This is a genomic window from Paenibacillus tyrphae, assembly GCF_024158745.1.
GTDB classification, from domain to species: Bacteria; Bacillota; Bacilli; order Paenibacillales; family NBRC-103111; genus Paenibacillus_G; species Paenibacillus_G tyrfis_A.
Genome location: NZ_JAMZAW010000012.1, coordinates 103,815 through 120,204, shown reverse-complemented (window position 1 = coordinate 120,204; position 16,390 = coordinate 103,815). Strand labels below are relative to the sequence as shown.

The window sequence follows — 16,390 nt, the reverse complement described above, 5'->3', positions numbered from 1 at the left end:
TATGGGCAAGTGCCGCTTATTTGCGTTTTCTTCCGTGTTTCACCAAGGTCATGCGACGGGTGTGGCGCAGCCAGGAGTAATAGGCTTTCAAATCGCGAAGTTGAATATCCTGGGATACGCGGCCCAAGAACGTAACGACAATCATTTTATGCAGAGGATTGCCTGCAATATCGGTTTCATCCTTCAATTCGACAAACTCGGCGACCATCACAAGGTCATCGTCAATCAGGTAAACGTCTTTTTCATTTGCATAATAAGGTTGGACTTTACAGTTCTTCAATCTTTCCCACAAAAAGGAGCAAATATGCTCAATTCCGCCTTGCTCGTTCTCCACACGCTCCGACCATCGGCTGAGCGCATGGCTGGTAATGACGATATCTGCTACTTTATAACCATTAAATTCAATATAGTAGGGTTCGTAGGTGCTCCAACGATTCATAACTTTGTCTCTCATTACAATCCCACCCCCTTTTGTAAAGCTAAAAAAGTGTGCTACTTCTAATGTAGTATTCGTATTACATAGAGTCAAGAGGCAGATAACTATGATAAACGCTTTTTTAGAAATTGCTATTTCCTTTCATACGTTTGTCCATTACAATAGTTTCAGAGAGGAGTGACCAGGTTTGGGACAACCTATTCCCGATTTCGGAAAATTTCTTGAGGGTCTTCGAGGTTCGATGTCTTTGCGAGAAGCGGCTCGCAAAAGCGGTCTTTCCCATGCCTACATCCGGGATCTTGAGCTTGAGCGAAACCGTTCGACCAATGACAAAATAACCCCGTCGCCGGATACGCTTCAGAAGCTGTCGGCTGCATACGGCTACCCCTATACCGATTTGATGATTAAGGCAGGGCATCTGATGAGCAGTCATATTGCATCGTCCCTGGCCCCCAAGCAAAACGAGGATATGGACCTGTCGAACGTCTACTTCATCGAGATCGGCATGAAAGAAATTACGTATTACCAGAAAGGAGCGACAATAACGAGGAGCATTGAGTCGCTGCTTGATTTCAGCAGCTTTTTGGACCGGTTGGAAGAGAACGATTTCAAGAAGATGGACACCGATCTTTACGTCAATTTCAATCACATCCGCAAATATGACGAAAGGCGCGGCCGGCTTTATTTTAATGAAAACGGCGAGGGCCCGTTCGTCACCATCTCAGCAATCCGCCAACGGAAATACCACGAACAACTACTGCGCAAAGTGGCGATCAACACCAAAAAGAGTCTGGAATTTTCCTTCAGCAAAAGCGGCAAATCGGCAGCTTTCTCCACAGCGGAGAAGAACGTCTAGCTTCATCCTGCACCATTGTGTCTATCACCGCCCGTGAGCGCGAACGACTGCCGCGGGCTATTTTTGTATCCGATTCTGCCAGTAGGAGCGGGAGTGAATAACGGTTAGTATTATTCTATGCTTCCGGCTCCTGTTTAGAATGCATTCGCTGAGAGTGTTCATAGTTTTTTAGCCGCTCGCCCTGAAGGTTGTCCTTCTTTAAGTGCTGCCATACTCCAAATTAATCCACGTTACGAAATTTGTCACCCCCTCAAAAGTGTAACCTCCCTTAATAAATTCGCACCTGGGTACGAAACAGCTTCTCCGTATCCTCAGGCGCCATGTTGACTTTGGCCAGAAGCTTATACGCTTCCTTCAAGTATTCGACGGAATCCGTTCCCGGCTGCTCTTGAAAAAACTGAACGACCTCCAGCAGCATTCCGGTACAGCTCTCGTCCCCCAAAGCGAAGCGTGTTTCGGATAAAATGAGTTTTGCCATGTGAATGTTACGGCTATTCCAGCTATGCCCGATAATCTGGCGACAAATCGTTTCCGCATCCTTGTATTCGCCGCATCGGTTATGCAGCTTCGCCAGCCGCAGCCGCGCAATCTCGACAAAATAAGGCTGCTTGGTCGCCTCTCCGATTTCCAAGGAACGGCGCTGATGCTCGAAAGCCAGCTTGTACTCTCCCATATCGGCATACAAATCCCCGATATTATTGTTAAAGATCAGCTCAAACGAAGGATGGTACGCAAAATAAGCGGCAGTCTGCTTGTATTCTTCCTCCGCATCCGCATACTTCCCAACAGCCTGGTAGCATTTGCCCAGCAAATTATGCGAACGAAACCGGGAGATCGGGGAAAGCCTCTTCCTGCTTTTGATAGCCTGAAGGAGTGAAATGGCGGTATGGTACTCTCCGATTCCGTAGCGATAGGCGGACATCGTAAGTTGAACGGAAATGGAAAGCTCCTGCGGAACGCTGTGGCGCTGCACGAGAGCGTAAGCTTCTTCAATCCATACGGAGGCATGGCCCGGATCGATGTTCACATACATGAACGAAAGCCGGTTTAGGCCGGCGGCAAGCATGGGAACGTCTTGCAGCTCTCGGGCCAGATCAATCCATTGCTTGTATTCGCTCTCGGCTTCCTTGAAATTTTGTTGAACGTCCTCGACAAATGCCCGTAGAGCATGCAGACCGGCACGGTGCTCCGGCTTTACCTCAAACCGTATCCCCTTCAAGTGTTCCATCCACTTCCGGATCGTCTCGCAATCCCGTTCCTTCTCGTATCTCTCCTGAAGGTAATCGAGAATAAGCCCCAGTGCTTTCTGATCGGGGTCCTTCACACTCATCCGTTCCAGCCAATCGAGAATCGGCATCCCAAGCCGGTCCAGCAGCTTTTCGACGATCGTGATATGCGGAAAGTAGTCCTCATTTTCAATCCGCGAAATCATACTGCGGGTACAAATGCCCTCAGAAAGCTCCTTCTGCAGCATCGGGACGGCTTCGCGCCTGGATCGAATAAGCTGCCCGAAATGATCCAGGTTCATAGCAAGCTCCCCTCCTTATCCGCTCCAATAATCCATAGATTGCTGCAGTACGATTTGGTGATCCAATCGAGCTTGGCATACGTCTCTTGAGAGATATGACGGCTTCGCGCACCGGTCATGGATCGGATCTTCAGCCCGCAGTCCAAGAGCAGCCGATGCAGCTCGACCGGCATCAGCATATTGTAATTAGTCGGCTCGCCCCGCAGACGTTTCAGCGCATCTTCATGCGGCAAATTGCCGGGACCGAGACAAGCGATAACCATTCCGCCTCCCGGCTTGATCACCCGGGCCATCTCACGAATCATCCCGTACGGATTCCGCACCCACTCCACCACCGTGCAGCAGAACACATAGTCGAAAGTCCCGTCTTCCTCGGGAATCGGGTCGCAATCCGACAAATACGCCTCGACCTGCCTTGCCTTGGCACTTTCGACCATGGCCGGAGAAATATCGACGCCCGTCACGAGAAAGCCCATCTCGTTCAAGCGAATCGTACCGATTCCCGGCCCGCAGCCGACATCAAGCACGCGTCGCCCTCCATCCCGGACCGCAAACTTCGCAAAATACTTTAACAGCAAGCTTCGGCTGCCGTTATCCCACAAATCTTCATTTGAAAAGAAGGCGCTAAATTCGTCCCACCATGCTCCGCAATATACGTCATCCGTCATTAGGCGTATCCTCTCTTTGTCTGCAGATCATCGCTCCATCCCGCTTCGGACCGAGCCGTTCCTATGCCAAAACATGGCATAAAGTCGCTTGAAGTTCAGCACGGACTCTTGTACACTGTAGCTTTGGAGCAAAAAAAGCCTGCTTTGGTTACGTCAGTCCTCTACCTCTAACACTACCAAAGTCCAGGCTTCTTTGCCATGATTGCTTGACCAAACGTAGTGATAGATTTAGAGAGTTTGTTTGAAAAGCAAACAAAGAATACGGCGTAAGGATGTGTATTATGGAGCAGCTTGGTTTGTTTGCGGTTTTATGCATCATATTCTGGTCCTCAGTATTTGTACTGACTTTGGCGTTGTTCCGACAAAATATTAAATCTCATCTTAAGAGCGTTATCATCAGCGCCTTCATCATTACTCAAATTTCACTCATCACGCAAACCAAACTGCTGCTATTAGGACTTGCCGTTTTGCAGCCGTTTTTCAAATGCTGATGTACTTACTGATTACCCGTTTTCAATTGGAAGCGTTTGTTGCCTTGGCTATGGAGCGACGCTTTTACCTGCCGTTTTCTTAAGTTCTCTAAATTTGATAACAGCAGTAATACTTTCAAAGATGCGTGTGGGATTTACCTTCGTTCAATTTAACCCCAAAATCGCTTCTACGAATCCGAGCTATACCAAAAGTTTATTTTTTATCATGAGCGGTGGGCTTATTTTGTTGATGGCTATTATTTCGTCTTTGTTTTTTGTAGGAACAAAAAGCGTGCTGGCCTATAGTCTGGGCACCGTTCTTTTGATCGCCCTCATTCATTATTTATATGTAAAAGAAGTAGCGGATACATAGGAGGGTGTATGGAACTTTTTTGGATATTTATTGTAAGTACTGTTTTTTCGTGACCTTCTCTTTTTATTACTATATAAAAGATTCGAAAGACGATTAGTTGTATGGGATTTAGAGAGGTATCCGTATCAACCACTAACAAGAGTAACCAACATGAATAAACGATATGCGTATATCTTACCAAAGCATTACAGTTAAAATTCGCTAATTTTCGACAAAAATTTTCTTGTGTACTTATTATGTGTATATTAAACTTATCTTGAAGTAAACGATTCTAAAGTTTTCCAAAAACAATTTAGTATTGTGATAGGACCTTTTTACCATATGAATTGTAATAGCTATCTAACTAATAGTTTTTCAAAGGGGATTCCTCATGGTTGCTTTTCTTGTAAAAACCGTATTTACGACTATCGAATTTTTTGCAATGGTGTTGTTGGTTTTATCCTCTTTCCGTATATACTTCCGATATGCACTACATAAAGTATTTTTTATCGCTATAATTCTATCTTTAATTTCGTTTTATGTACGTGATTATCTAGGACAATTTAACCTTGCGTATTTATCAATCCTTGCATCAGAGATCGTATTAATTATGTTGTTCTTCAGACTTCCTATTATTTTTTCTTTCTTTATGTGCATTATTGCTAACATTGCAACAGCAACTTTCGAAGGCCTCGTCGCCGCGATAGGAATTCAAATGAATTTAACTTCTGAGCAATTAATACAAACCAATCTAGTTCACTCGGTTGTTTGGCAATTAATTGTTACAGCCCTTCAAGTGCTGCTAATTATTTTTCTACAACGTTATAAAATAGGCTTTCACTTTACAATAAACGATTCGATGAAAAAATATAATTTTTGGCTGTCAGGTATTCTTATCCTAAGTGTATGTGCTATTCAAGTACAGACAATGATATTCAAAGAATCCAAATTTCATATTGCAATTCCTGTCTCATTGGCAGTCGTTTTTTTAACCGGCATCGTACTTGCATATAAACACAATCAAAAGCTATGGAAAGAAAGAAGAGAAAGGTTATCAAAAAGATGAATCCTATCGATTCAGCCGCGTCTTACTTGGCAAAAGTCATACGCAAACATAATGAACATGCCGGATCAGAGATAGCATTAAAATATGCATTAAGTTTAACAATCAATACGAGTCTTGCCATAACCGTTTCCTTGTTAATATCGCTTATCACAAATCGTTTCGATGAAGCGATTATAGGAATAGGTATATTTTTGTTGATTCGCTATGTTAGCGGCGGAGTTCATTTGTCTTCTTCAGTGGCTTGCTGTATTACTTCAATTCTAATTTTTATAACCATTGCGAATGTACCTACCGAGTACACAAGCATATCCATGTACCTTAATATTATTTCATTTATTATCTTGTTCTTTACAGCTCCTAACAATATTAAAGATGTCAGCCGAATTCCTCAAAAATTTTATCCCTTGTTAAAAATAGTCACCTTACTTATAATCTCTAGTAATTTTTTCATTAAATCCACGGTTTTTACTGCCGCTTTTATACTGCAGGCAGTTCTAACAACGAAATATACCTACAAAATTATTGATTATTTTGAAAGGAGAGTAATGAATTGAAAAAAAAACTAGCTATCATAGCAAATTCACTGCTAATGGCTTTGGCCGCTTTATTTGTAGGAACAAACTCGTTCTCGATCAACCGCCCAGAAACACCGGAAGAACTTCTTAAGAAATAACGCCTTAGCTTTCTGGGCTGGTAGTCCGCAGGTCTGCCAGCCTTATCCATGCCCGTCGATTCCCGTATCAGCCGGTTTATTTCTCCCCTTCAAGCCCCTTTCCTCCGATAATGACACCTAAATTTTCCGAAGAAGTTGATTTGAGCACATCGTCAAAGAAACGGACGATTGCCAGCTTCTCCACTAAGAAGCAGCTTAAATTTCTGTTCTCCCAAGACCTCGACAAGATTCAAGTCTACATTTTGAAATTCCTCTTCATGCAACTTTTTTCGCTGTATTTCGTTTATAAAGGAGGATGGAATCTAACCATACCATGGAAAGGATTTGAATTATGTCCGTACCAATGCCCGGCAGTCCTCGTACTCAAACGACTGCTGCCGCTGCCGCAAAGAAAAAAAAGAAGCCGGTTAAAAAGAAGAAACGGCGTTCATCCACCTTGGCCTCAATTACACTGTATACGTTCTTTTTCATGTTTTTGTTCGGAAGTGTATTCAGCTTGTGGTTTTTTCTAACGGAAACCGGCACGAATCTGCGCTTGATGATGGCCGATACGATCATTTCGACACAGCACCGCGATTGGGCGAAATACCTCATCGGCGAAGAAGAGCTCAAAAAACGGGTTGACCGGTACTGGGCGCAGTTCGACACGTATTCCGAAATCAAGGATAAGGACCTTGTGCGCGTTGACCATAAACCGGCGACAACGGTCGTCGAAAAAAAGCCTCCTGTTGAGATTGAAGACATTGAGGGGAAAAATTTTAAAGGCAAGCTGCTGATCGTAAACGATCCGAAAACGCTGCGCATCGCCGTTCCGGGCACACGCGGCAAGGGAGAAAAGGTTTCCTCGATGGTTAAACGACTGGGGGCCATTGCCGGCGTCAATGCGGGCGGGTTCGTCGATCCGGAATGGAAAGGCAACGGCTTTCAGCCGACCGGCCTCGTCATGTCGGGAGGAAAGATCTTTTATAACGATGGCGGCATGAACACGCGCAATCACATCGTTGCCATCGATAAAGAAGGCAAGCTGATCGCGGGCAAATATACGCCGACCGAGCTGATCAAGATGGGAGTTCAGGAAGCGGTCACGTTCGCTCCGAAGTTTATCGTCAACGGCGTGGGCATGATCAAAAATCAGGCCGACGGCTGGGGGATCGCCCCCCGCACCTCGATGGCGCAAAAAGCCGACGGTACCATCATGTTCGCCATCATCGATGGACGCCAGCCGGGATACAGCATCGGGGCGACGTTGTATGACATCCAGAATATTTTTCTGGAGCATGGCGCGGTCACAGCGGCCAACCTGGACGGCGGCTCCTCGACCGTACTGGTCAAGGATAACAAGATCTTGAACAAGCCTTCCAGCGAGTACGGCGAACGGTATTTGCCTACCGCTTGGCTGGTGTTCGAAGACTCGGCCAAAGCGAATATCAAGAACATTTGGGAAGGACTCGACCCGAGCAAGATCGATCCGTCCAAATGGTAATCATCCGTCAAAAACCAAACGGGATCTCGGCCATGGCGCCGAAGATCCCGTTTTTTTTGCAAGTCAAGCTTTAGTGCTCCTCGCGTTCGACCGTCGTAGCTGCTATAGACGCTTCGGCTGCGGCTACATCGTCTGTGCCGTTTTCCGGTTTGCAGCTGCGCCACGATTTCACTTCTTGACTCACCTGAACAGCAGCCTGCTTCGCTTTTCCAGCCATCTCCGACGTCGTGCGTCCGATGTTTTCCGCCGCAGTCTGCGCTTTATCCGATACGGCGGAGACGATCCGCTTCGATTTTTCCGCAACGTCGCCTGCGATTTGCTGCGTCTTCTCGCTCACCTGTTGATAGCCTTCTTTCAAGTCGGCGCGCAGCTCGCGTCCGGATTTAGGCGCAAACAGCAGTGCCGTCACCGCGCCAAGCACACCGCCGATTACGGCTCCGACAAGCAAATCCTTATTTCTTTTTTCCGCTGCCATCGTTCTTCACTCCTTTGATTTCATGGGTCTGGAAGCTTGCAGGCGATGCCAGAGCTGCAGGCCGGCGGCTGTCAGCTCCATCAGGTCGTTTGCGGTATCCCGATGGCTATGTAACGCTTTGCGCGCCTCAAGTGCCGTGCTCTCGATGGAGAGCGACACGGACTTCACGATTCGGGATACCCGCTGCACCGCTTCGCCCGTCTCCTCCGCCGCCACAAACCAAGCATCGACCGCTTGCATTTTGCCTTGCAGGTCCTGCATAACCTCGGTCGACACCCGAAGCAAGCTTTCGGTGCTCTCCGTCGTTTGCCGAACTTGCTGCTGCATCGTGTCAAGCGCAGTCTCGGCATGCCTCAGGGCACGAATCGCCAAATACGCAAAGCGTATAGCCAACCCGATGAGCACCAGAAAGGCAAAAATGCAGGCCGCCGCTCCCCATTGCCACCACATGGCCTTCACCTCCGTCATCCCATCTGCTTCTAGACGAATGCCTATGAGATAGTACAGTATAAGACGGAGGCGCCCATTTTGACACAACTTCGGAAAAAAAGGACGGGCTTCTGCCAAAAAAGGCAGCAAAAAAAGCCCGGTTGCCCAGGCTTTAAAGTTTGGCTTAGAACAGCCGCTTCAGCTCTTGCTCGATTCGCTGCACGGCTTCATCCGCATGACGGACGCGGAGTCGGATCGGCTCCGTGGTATAACGTTCTTCCGCGTGCTCGTAGCGCGGATCGTAGTAATATTCGAGCAGCAGCCTCGCGGCTTCCTCGAATTCATGGTCCAGCAGATACCGCTCGATTTGCGCGGCAACCGGCGTATGAAGCCGGCGGTGAATTTGCCGAAAAGCAGCGAGGCAGGCGTCCGCGTGCTCCTCCGGCCGATACTCCTGCACGATGTGCCGTATCCGTTCTTCCAACGGTACCTCAATCCGGATCGGGATGCCGCTTGTTTTGGCTTCTGCCAAAAAGCTGGGCATCACCGCCCGGCCGATCCGGCGGCTTTCCGCCTCCATCAGTACAAAGGGCCGGTCTTGATAGCGCAGCAGTTCGTGGACAAGCAGCGATTCGAACGTCTTTTGGTTGTTCGGCGCAAGTCCGATCTGCCCGAAAATGGAGCCGCGGTGTCCGGCCATCCGCTCCAGATCGAGCACGGGATAGCCCCGCTCGGCCAGCTTGCGAAGGATCAGCGACTTGCCGGTGCCGGTATGGCCGGCGATAACGACGACCTTGGGTTTGTGCTCGAACGACTCAAGCGTCTGTACGACCCACTGCCGGTAGGCCCGGATACCTCCGGCCAGCCGGTAGGCGCGGATGCCCATAAGCGACAGCAGCGTAGCCGACGTCCGGCTTCGCATGCCGCCCCGCCAGCAGAAAACAGCCTTGTTCGGACCAAGCGCCTGAAATTCCCGGATGAAGGCCGGCAGCTTGGCGGACACGATCTCAAGCCCGCGCTGCTTGGCCGCGTCGATGCTGACCTGCTTATAGGTTGTGCCGATCTCCGCTCGCTCCTGGTCGTCGAAAAGCGGTATGTTCAAGCTGCCGGGGATCGTGAATTCTTTGAACTCTCCCGGAGAGCGGACGTCGACAAGCGTCAGCTCCCGTTCCTGATGCAGACGCAACAGCTCCTGCACGGTAATGTCTTGTTGCAACGCGTCCTCGCTCCTTTGCTTCATATGGGGCGTGCTGCGGCATAGCTGCACGTCCTGGGCGGCTGCTTACAGCGATTCCAGGACGCGGATTTCGCCCGGATGGTCGGCGGTCGTCTCGCCGATGATCGCAGCTTCGACGCCTGCGCGGCACAAGTCGCCCAGCAGGGCGTCGGCTTTGTCCGCGGCGACGGCGATCAGCAGCCCGCCGGAGGTCACCGCGTCGCAGAGAATCCATTGATCAAACTGATCGATGGATTCGGCGAAGGCGACGGTGCCTTCGAGGTGCGCATAATTGTTCTTGGTGCCGCCCGGGACAAAGCCCGCCTCGGCCAGCTCACGGACGCGCGGCAGCACAGGCACCTGGGCCTTCCCGATGCGCACGCCTACGCCGCTGCCTTTGGACATCTCGGCCGCGTGACCGAGAAGTCCGAAGCCGGTCACGTCGGTGCAGCCGTGCACGTCGTACGGCTCCATCGTTTCTGCAGCCGTCTTGTTCAATGTGGTCATTACCTTGGTAACCCGTTCGATTTCTTCCGGGCTTAAAGCGTCTTTCTTGATCGAGGTCGTCAAGATGCCGACGCCGATCGGCTTGGTCAGGATCAGCTTGTCCCCCGGCTGGGCTCCCGCATTCGTCTTCGCTTTGGACGGGTGCACCAGTCCGGTGACGGCGAGACCGAACTTCGGCTCGTTATCGTCAATGGAGTGGCCTCCTACGAGCGTCGCTCCGGCTTCTTTGACCTTGTCTCCCGCGCCGCGCAAAATGTCGGCCAGCACTTGTTTATCCAGCTTCTTGATCGGAAAGGCTACGATGTTCAGCACCGTTAGCGGCTTCCCGCCCATCGCATAAATGTCGCTGAGCGCATTGGCCGCTGCAACCTGACCGAAAGCGTAAGGATCGTCGACGATGGGCGTAAAGAAGTCAACGGTTTGGACCAGCGCCAGCTCGTCCGTCAGCTTGTATACCCCGGCATCGTCGCTCGTATCGAGACCGACGAGGAGATTCGGATCGGGCGTCGCCGGCGGAAGGGTCCGGATCACTTGCTGCAGATCCGCGGGACCGATTTTGCAGCCGCACCCGCCTTTCGTAGAGTAAGAGGTTAATTTGACCAGTTCGTTAACGCTCATCTATCGGATCAGCTCCTAAACATGGTTTCCATAAAATACAGGTTAGCACAGTTGGCATTTAAAAAAAAGAAGGTATAATGAAGTCAATGAAATGGCGGCCTATCTCTGCGACAATAGGATAAAAACAGGTCATAACGGGAGGATACAACGGATGAATCGGGAACAAGGACTGCAGTTGATCGAGAAAGTAAAGATCGTCGCCATTGTGCGCGGCGTGGAGGAACAGCATATTGAGGGATTAGCGGATGCGCTGGTCAGCGGCGGGGTGCCGGTCATGGAAGTAACGCTGAATACGCCGGGAGCGCTTGGCATGATCGAACGGCTTCAAGCCCGGTTCGGGGAGCAGATGTACATCGGCGCAGGGACCGTCGTAGACGTAGACGACGCACGAAAGGCGCTGGACGCCGGTGCGTCGTATTTGGTTACTCCGAACACGGACGAGCAGGTGATTCGCTACGCTGTGGAGCGCGGCGCTCCGATTTTCCCTGGAGCGATGACGCCGACGGAAGTTGTGAAAGCATGGAAAGCCGGGGCGACGGCGGTGAAAATATTTCCGGGCGCCAGCCTCGGAATCGGCTATATCAAGGAATTGATGGGCCCGCTGAATCACATCCCGATGATGGCGGTCGGCGGCGTGAACGAGGACAATATCGCCGAGTTTATGAAGATCGGCTGCTACGGGGTCGGCATCGGCGGCTCGCTCGTAAACCTGAAGGAAATCGCTGCCGGCAACTTTACTTGGGTGCGGGATAAAGCGGCCCGGCTCGTAGAGCGGTCCAGAGGCTGAATCGCGTCGGAGGAGTCCTGCTGCCTTAAAGCACCATGCGAATCGGCCTCACCAGCGCACTTTAGGCGCTAGTGTAGGGGTTCCTTAGCGATGAAAGTTACAAGTGGCGGTGGCGAGTTACAAATGGAAGAGTTAAGCAGTGGGTATCACAGCGGACAGTTACAAGTGACGATCTACGAATGGCGAGTTACGAACCGAGGAGTTATTAGCGGAGAGACGGGATGGTGAACGAAGGCATGCTCTTGGGCGCTTGTAACTTGGTCCCAAGACAAAATAGCGGAACTGCCATGCGTTACTCGATTGAACTTCGCTTGCTTATTCTTAATAGCGGAACCGGTAGTGCCTTAACGCCTTCGTTCTCGGCAGCTTGCACATTTTTCGACAAGGTTAATGCACTTTGAGTTCCGCTATGTACTCATCATCGGCCCTTAGCATTCAAATAACTCATCCTGGTTCCTCTATTTTTAAGCCTTATCAACTGACCCCTTGCTGTCTCTCAGATTGCGCATTTGGACAGGTAAACGTAACCTTTCGTGAGAAGGAAATCAATCCGATGGCCCTTGCATCTCTTAACCATCAAAGGACGCCGGATGCGGCCCTACAAAACAAAAAACGGCGACCCTCCACAGCTGGAGGCCGCCTTTTTGCACATCATTTATGCTTTCAACACGTCATGGTCGACATAACGCTCGCCGTTCAGCTCGCTGATCAAATTGATCGCAACCTTGGCCCCGTCGCCTGCGGTAATGATCGTATGCACGCTCACGCCCGCCGCCGTCCCGGCCGCCCAAATGCCCGGCACGTTCGTCTTGCCCTCCGGGGTAGCGTCGACTACGGTTTTGATCCGCGGCTCGGTTCCCGGCTTCGTATTCACGCCGATCTGCTGCGCCAGCTCGGCGTTCAGCCCCGTGGCGAGCACGACATGCTTCGCTTCATAGCTTCCGTTCTCCGTCTCCAAGCGGAATCCTTCGCCTTCCTTCGCAACGGTGACAACTTTGCCTTGTACCAGCTCGGCTCCGAACTTGGCCGCCTGTTTCTTCCCGATCTCCACCAGGTCCGGCCCGGTAATCTCGGCCACGCCGTAGTGGTTCTCCACCCAAGCGCGTTTCGTAATGCTCTGATCGCTGTCAATCACCAGCGTCTTCTTGCCCGCCTTCGCCGTGAAGAGGGCAGCGCTTGCTCCTGCAGGTCCTGCTCCGATAATCGCTACATCGTAAGACATCATTCATCCTCCCTTTCCAGAAAGTGAAAAAGTCGAACGTGCGAATGGATGCGGATTCGCCCCGATCTTTTCCATTATCCCCCATCGGCTTCGGGCTTGTCAAATGACGTTCCGGAGGCTTCCGCGTCTTGAGCTTCAGCCTCTTCCAACGGCAGCCAGACCGTGACCGTCGTCCCCTCCCCTTCTGCCGAATCGAGCCGAATCGCACCTTGATGCAGGTCGACGATTTCCCGGCAAATGGCGAGTCCGATACCGGTTCCTTCCGCTTTCGGGTCCGCCTGGTAGAACTTCGTTTGGACGTTTCCTAGATGCTCGCGCGATATCCCGATGCCGTTATCCGAGATTCGCACGACGGCGTCCCGGTCCTCCCGCTCCAGAGAAATAGCAATGCGTCCGCCCGGCCCGGTAAATTTGATCGCGTTATCGATCAAATTCAAACAAACCTGCTTCAGCCGATTCGTATCCCCGATGACCGCCACGAGTTCGGAAGGTATGCTCAATCGAAGGTCGATCCGCTTTTGCTCCGCTTTGGAACGCATTTGCAGCACCGCCTCTCCCAGCAGCTCGTTCATCGGCACCCGGGCGAGATCGAGCGTAATGCTTTTCTGATGCAGTCTAGAGAAATCAAGCAGCTCCTCGACAAGGCCGATCAAGCGGTCGGTTTCCTTCGCGATAATGCCCAGCCCGAGCCGCGTCTCCTCTTTGTCCTCCATGCCGCCTGTCAGAATCGTTTCGCTCCACCCCTTAATGCTGCTCAGCGGCGTCCGAATTTCGTGAGAAATGGAAGAAATAAAATCGTTCTTTAGCGACTCGCTGCGCACGATCTCCCGAGCCATATAATTCAGCGTCCCCGCCAGCTCGCCGATCTCGTTGTCATACGCTTCATTGACCCGCACATCGAACCGCCCTTTGGCCATCTCGGCCGATGCGGCCGTCATCCGTTTGATCGGCCGGACGATCGAATTGGCGAAGGGAAGGCTGACAAGCAGCACCAGCAGCAGCACGCCGACGCCGACGCCGGCCGATACGGCGTAAATCGTGCGCAGCACCCGGTCTACCTCCGTCAAGGAAGTGACATATCGGACCACCGCCAGCGTCTGCCCTTGATAGACGAGCGGGTTGGAGACCGCCATCACGCGCTCGTTGGTCACCGCTTGATTCCCGGTCCACACCCCTGTCCGACCCGCCCAAGCCTCCTTCACATCGCTTGTCCGAATGCGCTCCTGGACGGCAAAGCCGCTGGATGCCGCCAGCACCGTGCCGTTACGGTCCACGATTTCCAGCTCCGCCGTTTCGTAAGCGAAATACTGCACCATCCGGTTTAAATGCTGGATCAAATTATTGTAAAACAAGTCCCCCGCAAAATTGGCGTAGAAGTTCGCCGAGACGACGGCATGGTTGGTCAGCACATTGGCGATGCCGTTATAATAAAACTGGCGGACGGCAAAGAAGAAGACGCCTTCCATCAGGAGGAGCGTCAGCAGAACGATCCCCAAAAAGCGCATGACGACCTGCCGCTTTAAACTTCTCCGCAGCTTCATGTCGAGGCGTCCTGCCCCTGCCAGCGGTAGCCGAAGCCCCATACCGTCTCGATAAATTTCGGAGCGGACGGATCCTCCTCTACTTTTTGACGGAGCCTGCGAATATTGACATCGACGATTTTCGGATCTCCGATGTATTGGACGCCCCAGATCTCATCGAGCAGATCGTTTCGGCTCAGCGGGGAGCCTTCTTTTTCGATCAGGCGCTGGATCAAAGCAAACTCGGTCGGGGTCAGATCGATCCGTTCTCCGTTTTTGCAGAGCTCGACTTTCTCCGGATGAATTTCGAACGGGCCGGAGCGCAGCGTGCCGCCGTCCTCCCCGCCGGCCGGCTCCCTGCGGACACGGCGCAGCAGCGACCCGATGCGCGCCATCAGCTCTCCCGGACTGAACGGCTTGCCGATATGATCGTCCGCTCCGAGCGACAGCCCCATCACTTTGTCCTGCTCCTGCACTTTGGCGGTCAGGAAGATGATGCCGATCCGCTCGTTGAATTCCCGCACCCGCCGGCACACCTCGAACCCATCGATCCCCGGCACCATGACGTCGAGCAGCGCAATATCGAAGCTGTCGTCCCGCTTCAGCAGCGCCAGCGCCTCGTCTCCGGTAACCGCCTCCGTAATGTCGTACCCCTGCCGCTTCAGATTGACGACGACAAAGCTGCGGATCGAATCTTCGTCTTCCAGAATAAGTATTTTACTCATGCATCTGGCTCCCCCCTTCGGCTCTTACTTCCGATAGCAACCGGAAAAAGCTTCGATAAGCCGCCCCGTTCGCATCGATGGCATACACTTGATCCATCGTCCGGCTCAACACGGTCCATGACTTATCGTCATCCGTCCATTCCGCCTGTGGAAATACCCGGATCTCGGCCAGCAGCTTCCCGTCCCCGGTATTCAAGAAGCGGACGGAAGTCTCCGATTTCTTCACCGTAAACCGTCCTTTCCACTCCGGGGGAATGTCAAAGGTATATCCGTATTCGCCGTTAAAATAACGCTCCAGCACCGTCGTAAGCCCGCGTGCACCGTCCCATTTGGCAAAGGTCTCGATCCAAGGGATGTTGACCATCGCCTCGTTCTCGTAGCCCGGCGGATCGTACATGCCGGATATTTCGATGATGCCGTCGCCGTCGGCGTCTTCGCTTTTGCCCGAGTAAGCTTTGTAGGTCGTTTGAGGATTAAACGCCCGCTTAAGCTTCCCTCCCTCGTATACAAGCAGTTCGGTATACGAGGAATGAGCGCCTATCGAAGCATCCAGCACGACGCCCCGCTTGTCCGCTGACACGCGCCCTCCGAGCACGTTATAATAATCGTTCACGGTCGAATCCAAACGGACGCTATCCATCTTGCGAAGCTCGTTTTCATATTGATAGAGGGCCGCGTTGGACGATACTCCCCTGTCGTGTACAATGACCGTTACATCTTTCTTTCCGTCTCCGTTCAGATCGTCAATGACATAGTCCGTATACGGCAGCTCCAGCTTTTTCACCATCCGTCCGGCCTCCAAGGAATAGACCGCCAAGCCTTTGGCCGATTCCGCCCCCGTCGAATAGCCCGCGATAACATCCTTCCGGCCCTTCTGCACCACATCGTCAAACGTCAGCGAATCCAGCTCGAAGCCAGCGCCCTCGAACCGGTCAAGACGCTGCCACGAGTCATCCTTCATTCTCCATATTTCGCCATTCAGCTGTTCCTTGTTTTTGATCTTATAGAAGAACACCGCTTCCTCGCTGCCGTCACCGTCCAAATCGATCAGCGAGAACGCGCCCTTCTGCTCCGCCTTGCGGGGGCGGATCAACGCCGCGCCTTCCGGCAGCGACCGTTCGATCGTCAGCTTGAGTGCCTCCTGCTCGGCCGGGAGCTTCGGCAGCCGCATATATGCCCCAGGCTGTCCCATGAAGCCGCAGCCCGTACAGCCTAAAACCAGCGCCAGCCAAGCCGCCGCCGCTTTTCTCTTCATCGTCATATGTCACTCCCCAAGCGGTGATCCGAACGTCCGGGTTTCGTTTTTTCACATGATAGCCTTTCCTTTTGCAAAAATCAATCGACGGGGCCGGGATACGT

19 protein-coding genes are annotated in these 16,390 nt (G+C 51.8%); 8 read left to right on the top strand and 11 right to left on the bottom strand.

Annotated elements, in window-relative coordinates; translation table 11 throughout:
* Nucleotides 1-16: 16 nt before the first annotated feature.
* Nucleotides 17-454, bottom strand: coding sequence for a hypothetical protein (locus NI000_RS19135; RefSeq protein WP_036682434.1), 438 nt, complete (start codon nucleotides 452-454; stop codon nucleotides 17-19).
* A gap of 223 nt (nucleotides 455-677) precedes the next feature.
* Here NI000_RS19135 and NI000_RS19130 point away from each other — a divergent pair, with 223 nt between their 5' ends.
* Nucleotides 678-1,292 (top strand): helix-turn-helix domain-containing protein, encoded by a 615-nt coding sequence (locus NI000_RS19130; RefSeq protein WP_253413057.1) that lies wholly within the window; start codon nucleotides 678-680, stop codon nucleotides 1,290-1,292.
* Nucleotides 1,293-1,560: 268 nt separating this feature from the next.
* Here the strand turns inward: NI000_RS19130 and NI000_RS19125 are convergent, their stop codons facing one another.
* Together NI000_RS19125 and NI000_RS19120 are read right to left on the bottom strand one after the other, a co-directional pair.
* A complete protein-coding gene (locus NI000_RS19125; RefSeq protein WP_253413056.1) occupies nucleotides 1,561-2,820 on the bottom strand; it encodes a helix-turn-helix domain-containing protein in 1,260 nt (419 codons plus the stop codon).
* A complete protein-coding gene (locus NI000_RS19120; RefSeq protein ID WP_253413055.1) occupies nucleotides 2,817-3,488 on the bottom strand; it encodes a class I SAM-dependent methyltransferase in 672 nt (223 codons plus the stop codon). Before NI000_RS19120 ends, NI000_RS19125 begins: the two co-directional genes overlap by 4 nt.
* Nucleotides 3,489-3,769: 281 nt before the next feature.
* On the opposite strand from NI000_RS19120, the gene NI000_RS19115 reads away from it, so the two are divergent.
* The 6 genes from NI000_RS19115 (at nucleotide 3,770) to NI000_RS19090 (ending at nucleotide 7,532) form a co-directional block, all read left to right on the top strand.
* The gene (locus NI000_RS19115; protein WP_253413054.1) at nucleotides 3,770-3,979 is read left to right on the top strand and encodes a hypothetical protein; all 210 of its coding nucleotides are present in this window, start codon (nucleotides 3,770-3,772) and stop codon (nucleotides 3,977-3,979) included.
* The gene (locus NI000_RS19110) at nucleotides 3,948-4,331 is read left to right on the top strand and encodes a hypothetical protein (protein ID WP_253413053.1); all 384 of its coding nucleotides are present in this window, start codon (nucleotides 3,948-3,950) and stop codon (nucleotides 4,329-4,331) included. Before NI000_RS19115 ends, NI000_RS19110 begins: the two co-directional genes overlap by 32 nt.
* A gap of 370 nt (nucleotides 4,332-4,701) precedes the next feature.
* The gene (locus NI000_RS19105; RefSeq protein WP_253413052.1) at nucleotides 4,702-5,376 is read left to right on the top strand and encodes a hypothetical protein; all 675 of its coding nucleotides are present in this window, start codon (nucleotides 4,702-4,704) and stop codon (nucleotides 5,374-5,376) included.
* Entirely contained in the window at nucleotides 5,373-5,930 is a 558-nt protein-coding gene (locus tag NI000_RS19100) for an accessory gene regulator B family protein (protein ID WP_253413051.1), read from the top strand. The genes NI000_RS19105 and NI000_RS19100 overlap by 4 nt, the downstream gene beginning before the upstream one ends.
* Nucleotides 5,927-6,049 (top strand): AgrD family cyclic lactone autoinducer peptide, encoded by a 123-nt coding sequence (locus NI000_RS19095; RefSeq protein WP_088833989.1) that lies wholly within the window; start codon nucleotides 5,927-5,929, stop codon nucleotides 6,047-6,049. Before NI000_RS19100 ends, NI000_RS19095 begins: the two co-directional genes overlap by 4 nt.
* Before the next feature lie 469 nt (nucleotides 6,050-6,518).
* The gene (locus tag NI000_RS19090) at nucleotides 6,519-7,532 is read left to right on the top strand and encodes a phosphodiester glycosidase family protein (protein WP_253413167.1); all 1,014 of its coding nucleotides are present in this window, start codon (nucleotides 6,519-6,521) and stop codon (nucleotides 7,530-7,532) included.
* 70 nt (nucleotides 7,533-7,602) lie between these two features.
* Here NI000_RS19090 and NI000_RS19085 read toward each other — a convergent pair whose 3' ends face one another.
* The 4 genes from NI000_RS19085 to selD form a co-directional block, all read right to left on the bottom strand.
* Entirely contained in the window at nucleotides 7,603-8,007 is a 405-nt protein-coding gene (locus NI000_RS19085; protein WP_253413050.1) for a YtxH domain-containing protein, read from the bottom strand.
* A 6-nt stretch (nucleotides 8,008-8,013) separates the two neighbouring features.
* Nucleotides 8,014-8,457, bottom strand: a complete 444-nt coding sequence (locus NI000_RS19080; protein ID WP_253413049.1) for a DUF948 domain-containing protein — start codon at nucleotides 8,455-8,457, stop codon at nucleotides 8,014-8,016.
* Nucleotides 8,458-8,620: 163 nt separating this feature from the next.
* Complete coding sequence (mnmH, locus tag NI000_RS19075; protein WP_253413048.1) at nucleotides 8,621-9,652, bottom strand: tRNA 2-selenouridine(34) synthase MnmH; 1,032 nt, start codon at nucleotides 9,650-9,652, stop codon at nucleotides 8,621-8,623.
* A gap of 66 nt (nucleotides 9,653-9,718) precedes the next feature.
* On the bottom strand, nucleotides 9,719-10,777 hold the full coding sequence (gene selD, locus NI000_RS19070; protein ID WP_253413047.1) for a selenide, water dikinase SelD: 1,059 nt from the start codon (nucleotides 10,775-10,777) through the stop codon (nucleotides 9,719-9,721).
* Between the two features lie 151 nt (nucleotides 10,778-10,928).
* Between selD and NI000_RS19065 the strand changes: the two genes are divergently transcribed.
* Entirely contained in the window at nucleotides 10,929-11,564 is a 636-nt protein-coding gene (locus NI000_RS19065) for a bifunctional 4-hydroxy-2-oxoglutarate aldolase/2-dehydro-3-deoxy-phosphogluconate aldolase (RefSeq protein WP_253413046.1), read from the top strand.
* Nucleotides 11,565-12,219: 655 nt separating this feature from the next.
* On the opposite strand, the gene NI000_RS19060 is transcribed toward NI000_RS19065, so the two are convergent.
* The 4 genes from NI000_RS19060 to NI000_RS19045 all read right to left on the bottom strand — a co-directional run bounded on the left by NI000_RS19060 (nucleotide 12,220) and on the right by NI000_RS19045 (nucleotide 16,286).
* On the bottom strand, nucleotides 12,220-12,786 hold the full coding sequence (locus NI000_RS19060) for an NAD(P)/FAD-dependent oxidoreductase (RefSeq protein WP_088833992.1): 567 nt from the start codon (nucleotides 12,784-12,786) through the stop codon (nucleotides 12,220-12,222).
* 74 nt (nucleotides 12,787-12,860) lie between these two features.
* Nucleotides 12,861-14,327 carry a sensor histidine kinase gene (locus NI000_RS19055; RefSeq protein ID WP_253413045.1) on the bottom strand — a complete coding sequence of 489 codons (1,467 nt, stop codon included), beginning with the start codon at nucleotides 14,325-14,327 and terminating at the stop codon, nucleotides 12,861-12,863.
* Complete coding sequence (locus NI000_RS19050; protein ID WP_253413044.1) at nucleotides 14,324-15,031, bottom strand: response regulator transcription factor; 708 nt, start codon at nucleotides 15,029-15,031, stop codon at nucleotides 14,324-14,326. Before NI000_RS19050 ends, NI000_RS19055 begins: the two co-directional genes overlap by 4 nt.
* Complete coding sequence (locus NI000_RS19045) at nucleotides 15,024-16,286, bottom strand: hypothetical protein (protein WP_253413043.1); 1,263 nt, start codon at nucleotides 16,284-16,286, stop codon at nucleotides 15,024-15,026. Before NI000_RS19045 ends, NI000_RS19050 begins: the two co-directional genes overlap by 8 nt.
* Nucleotides 16,287-16,390: the final 104 nt, after the last annotated feature.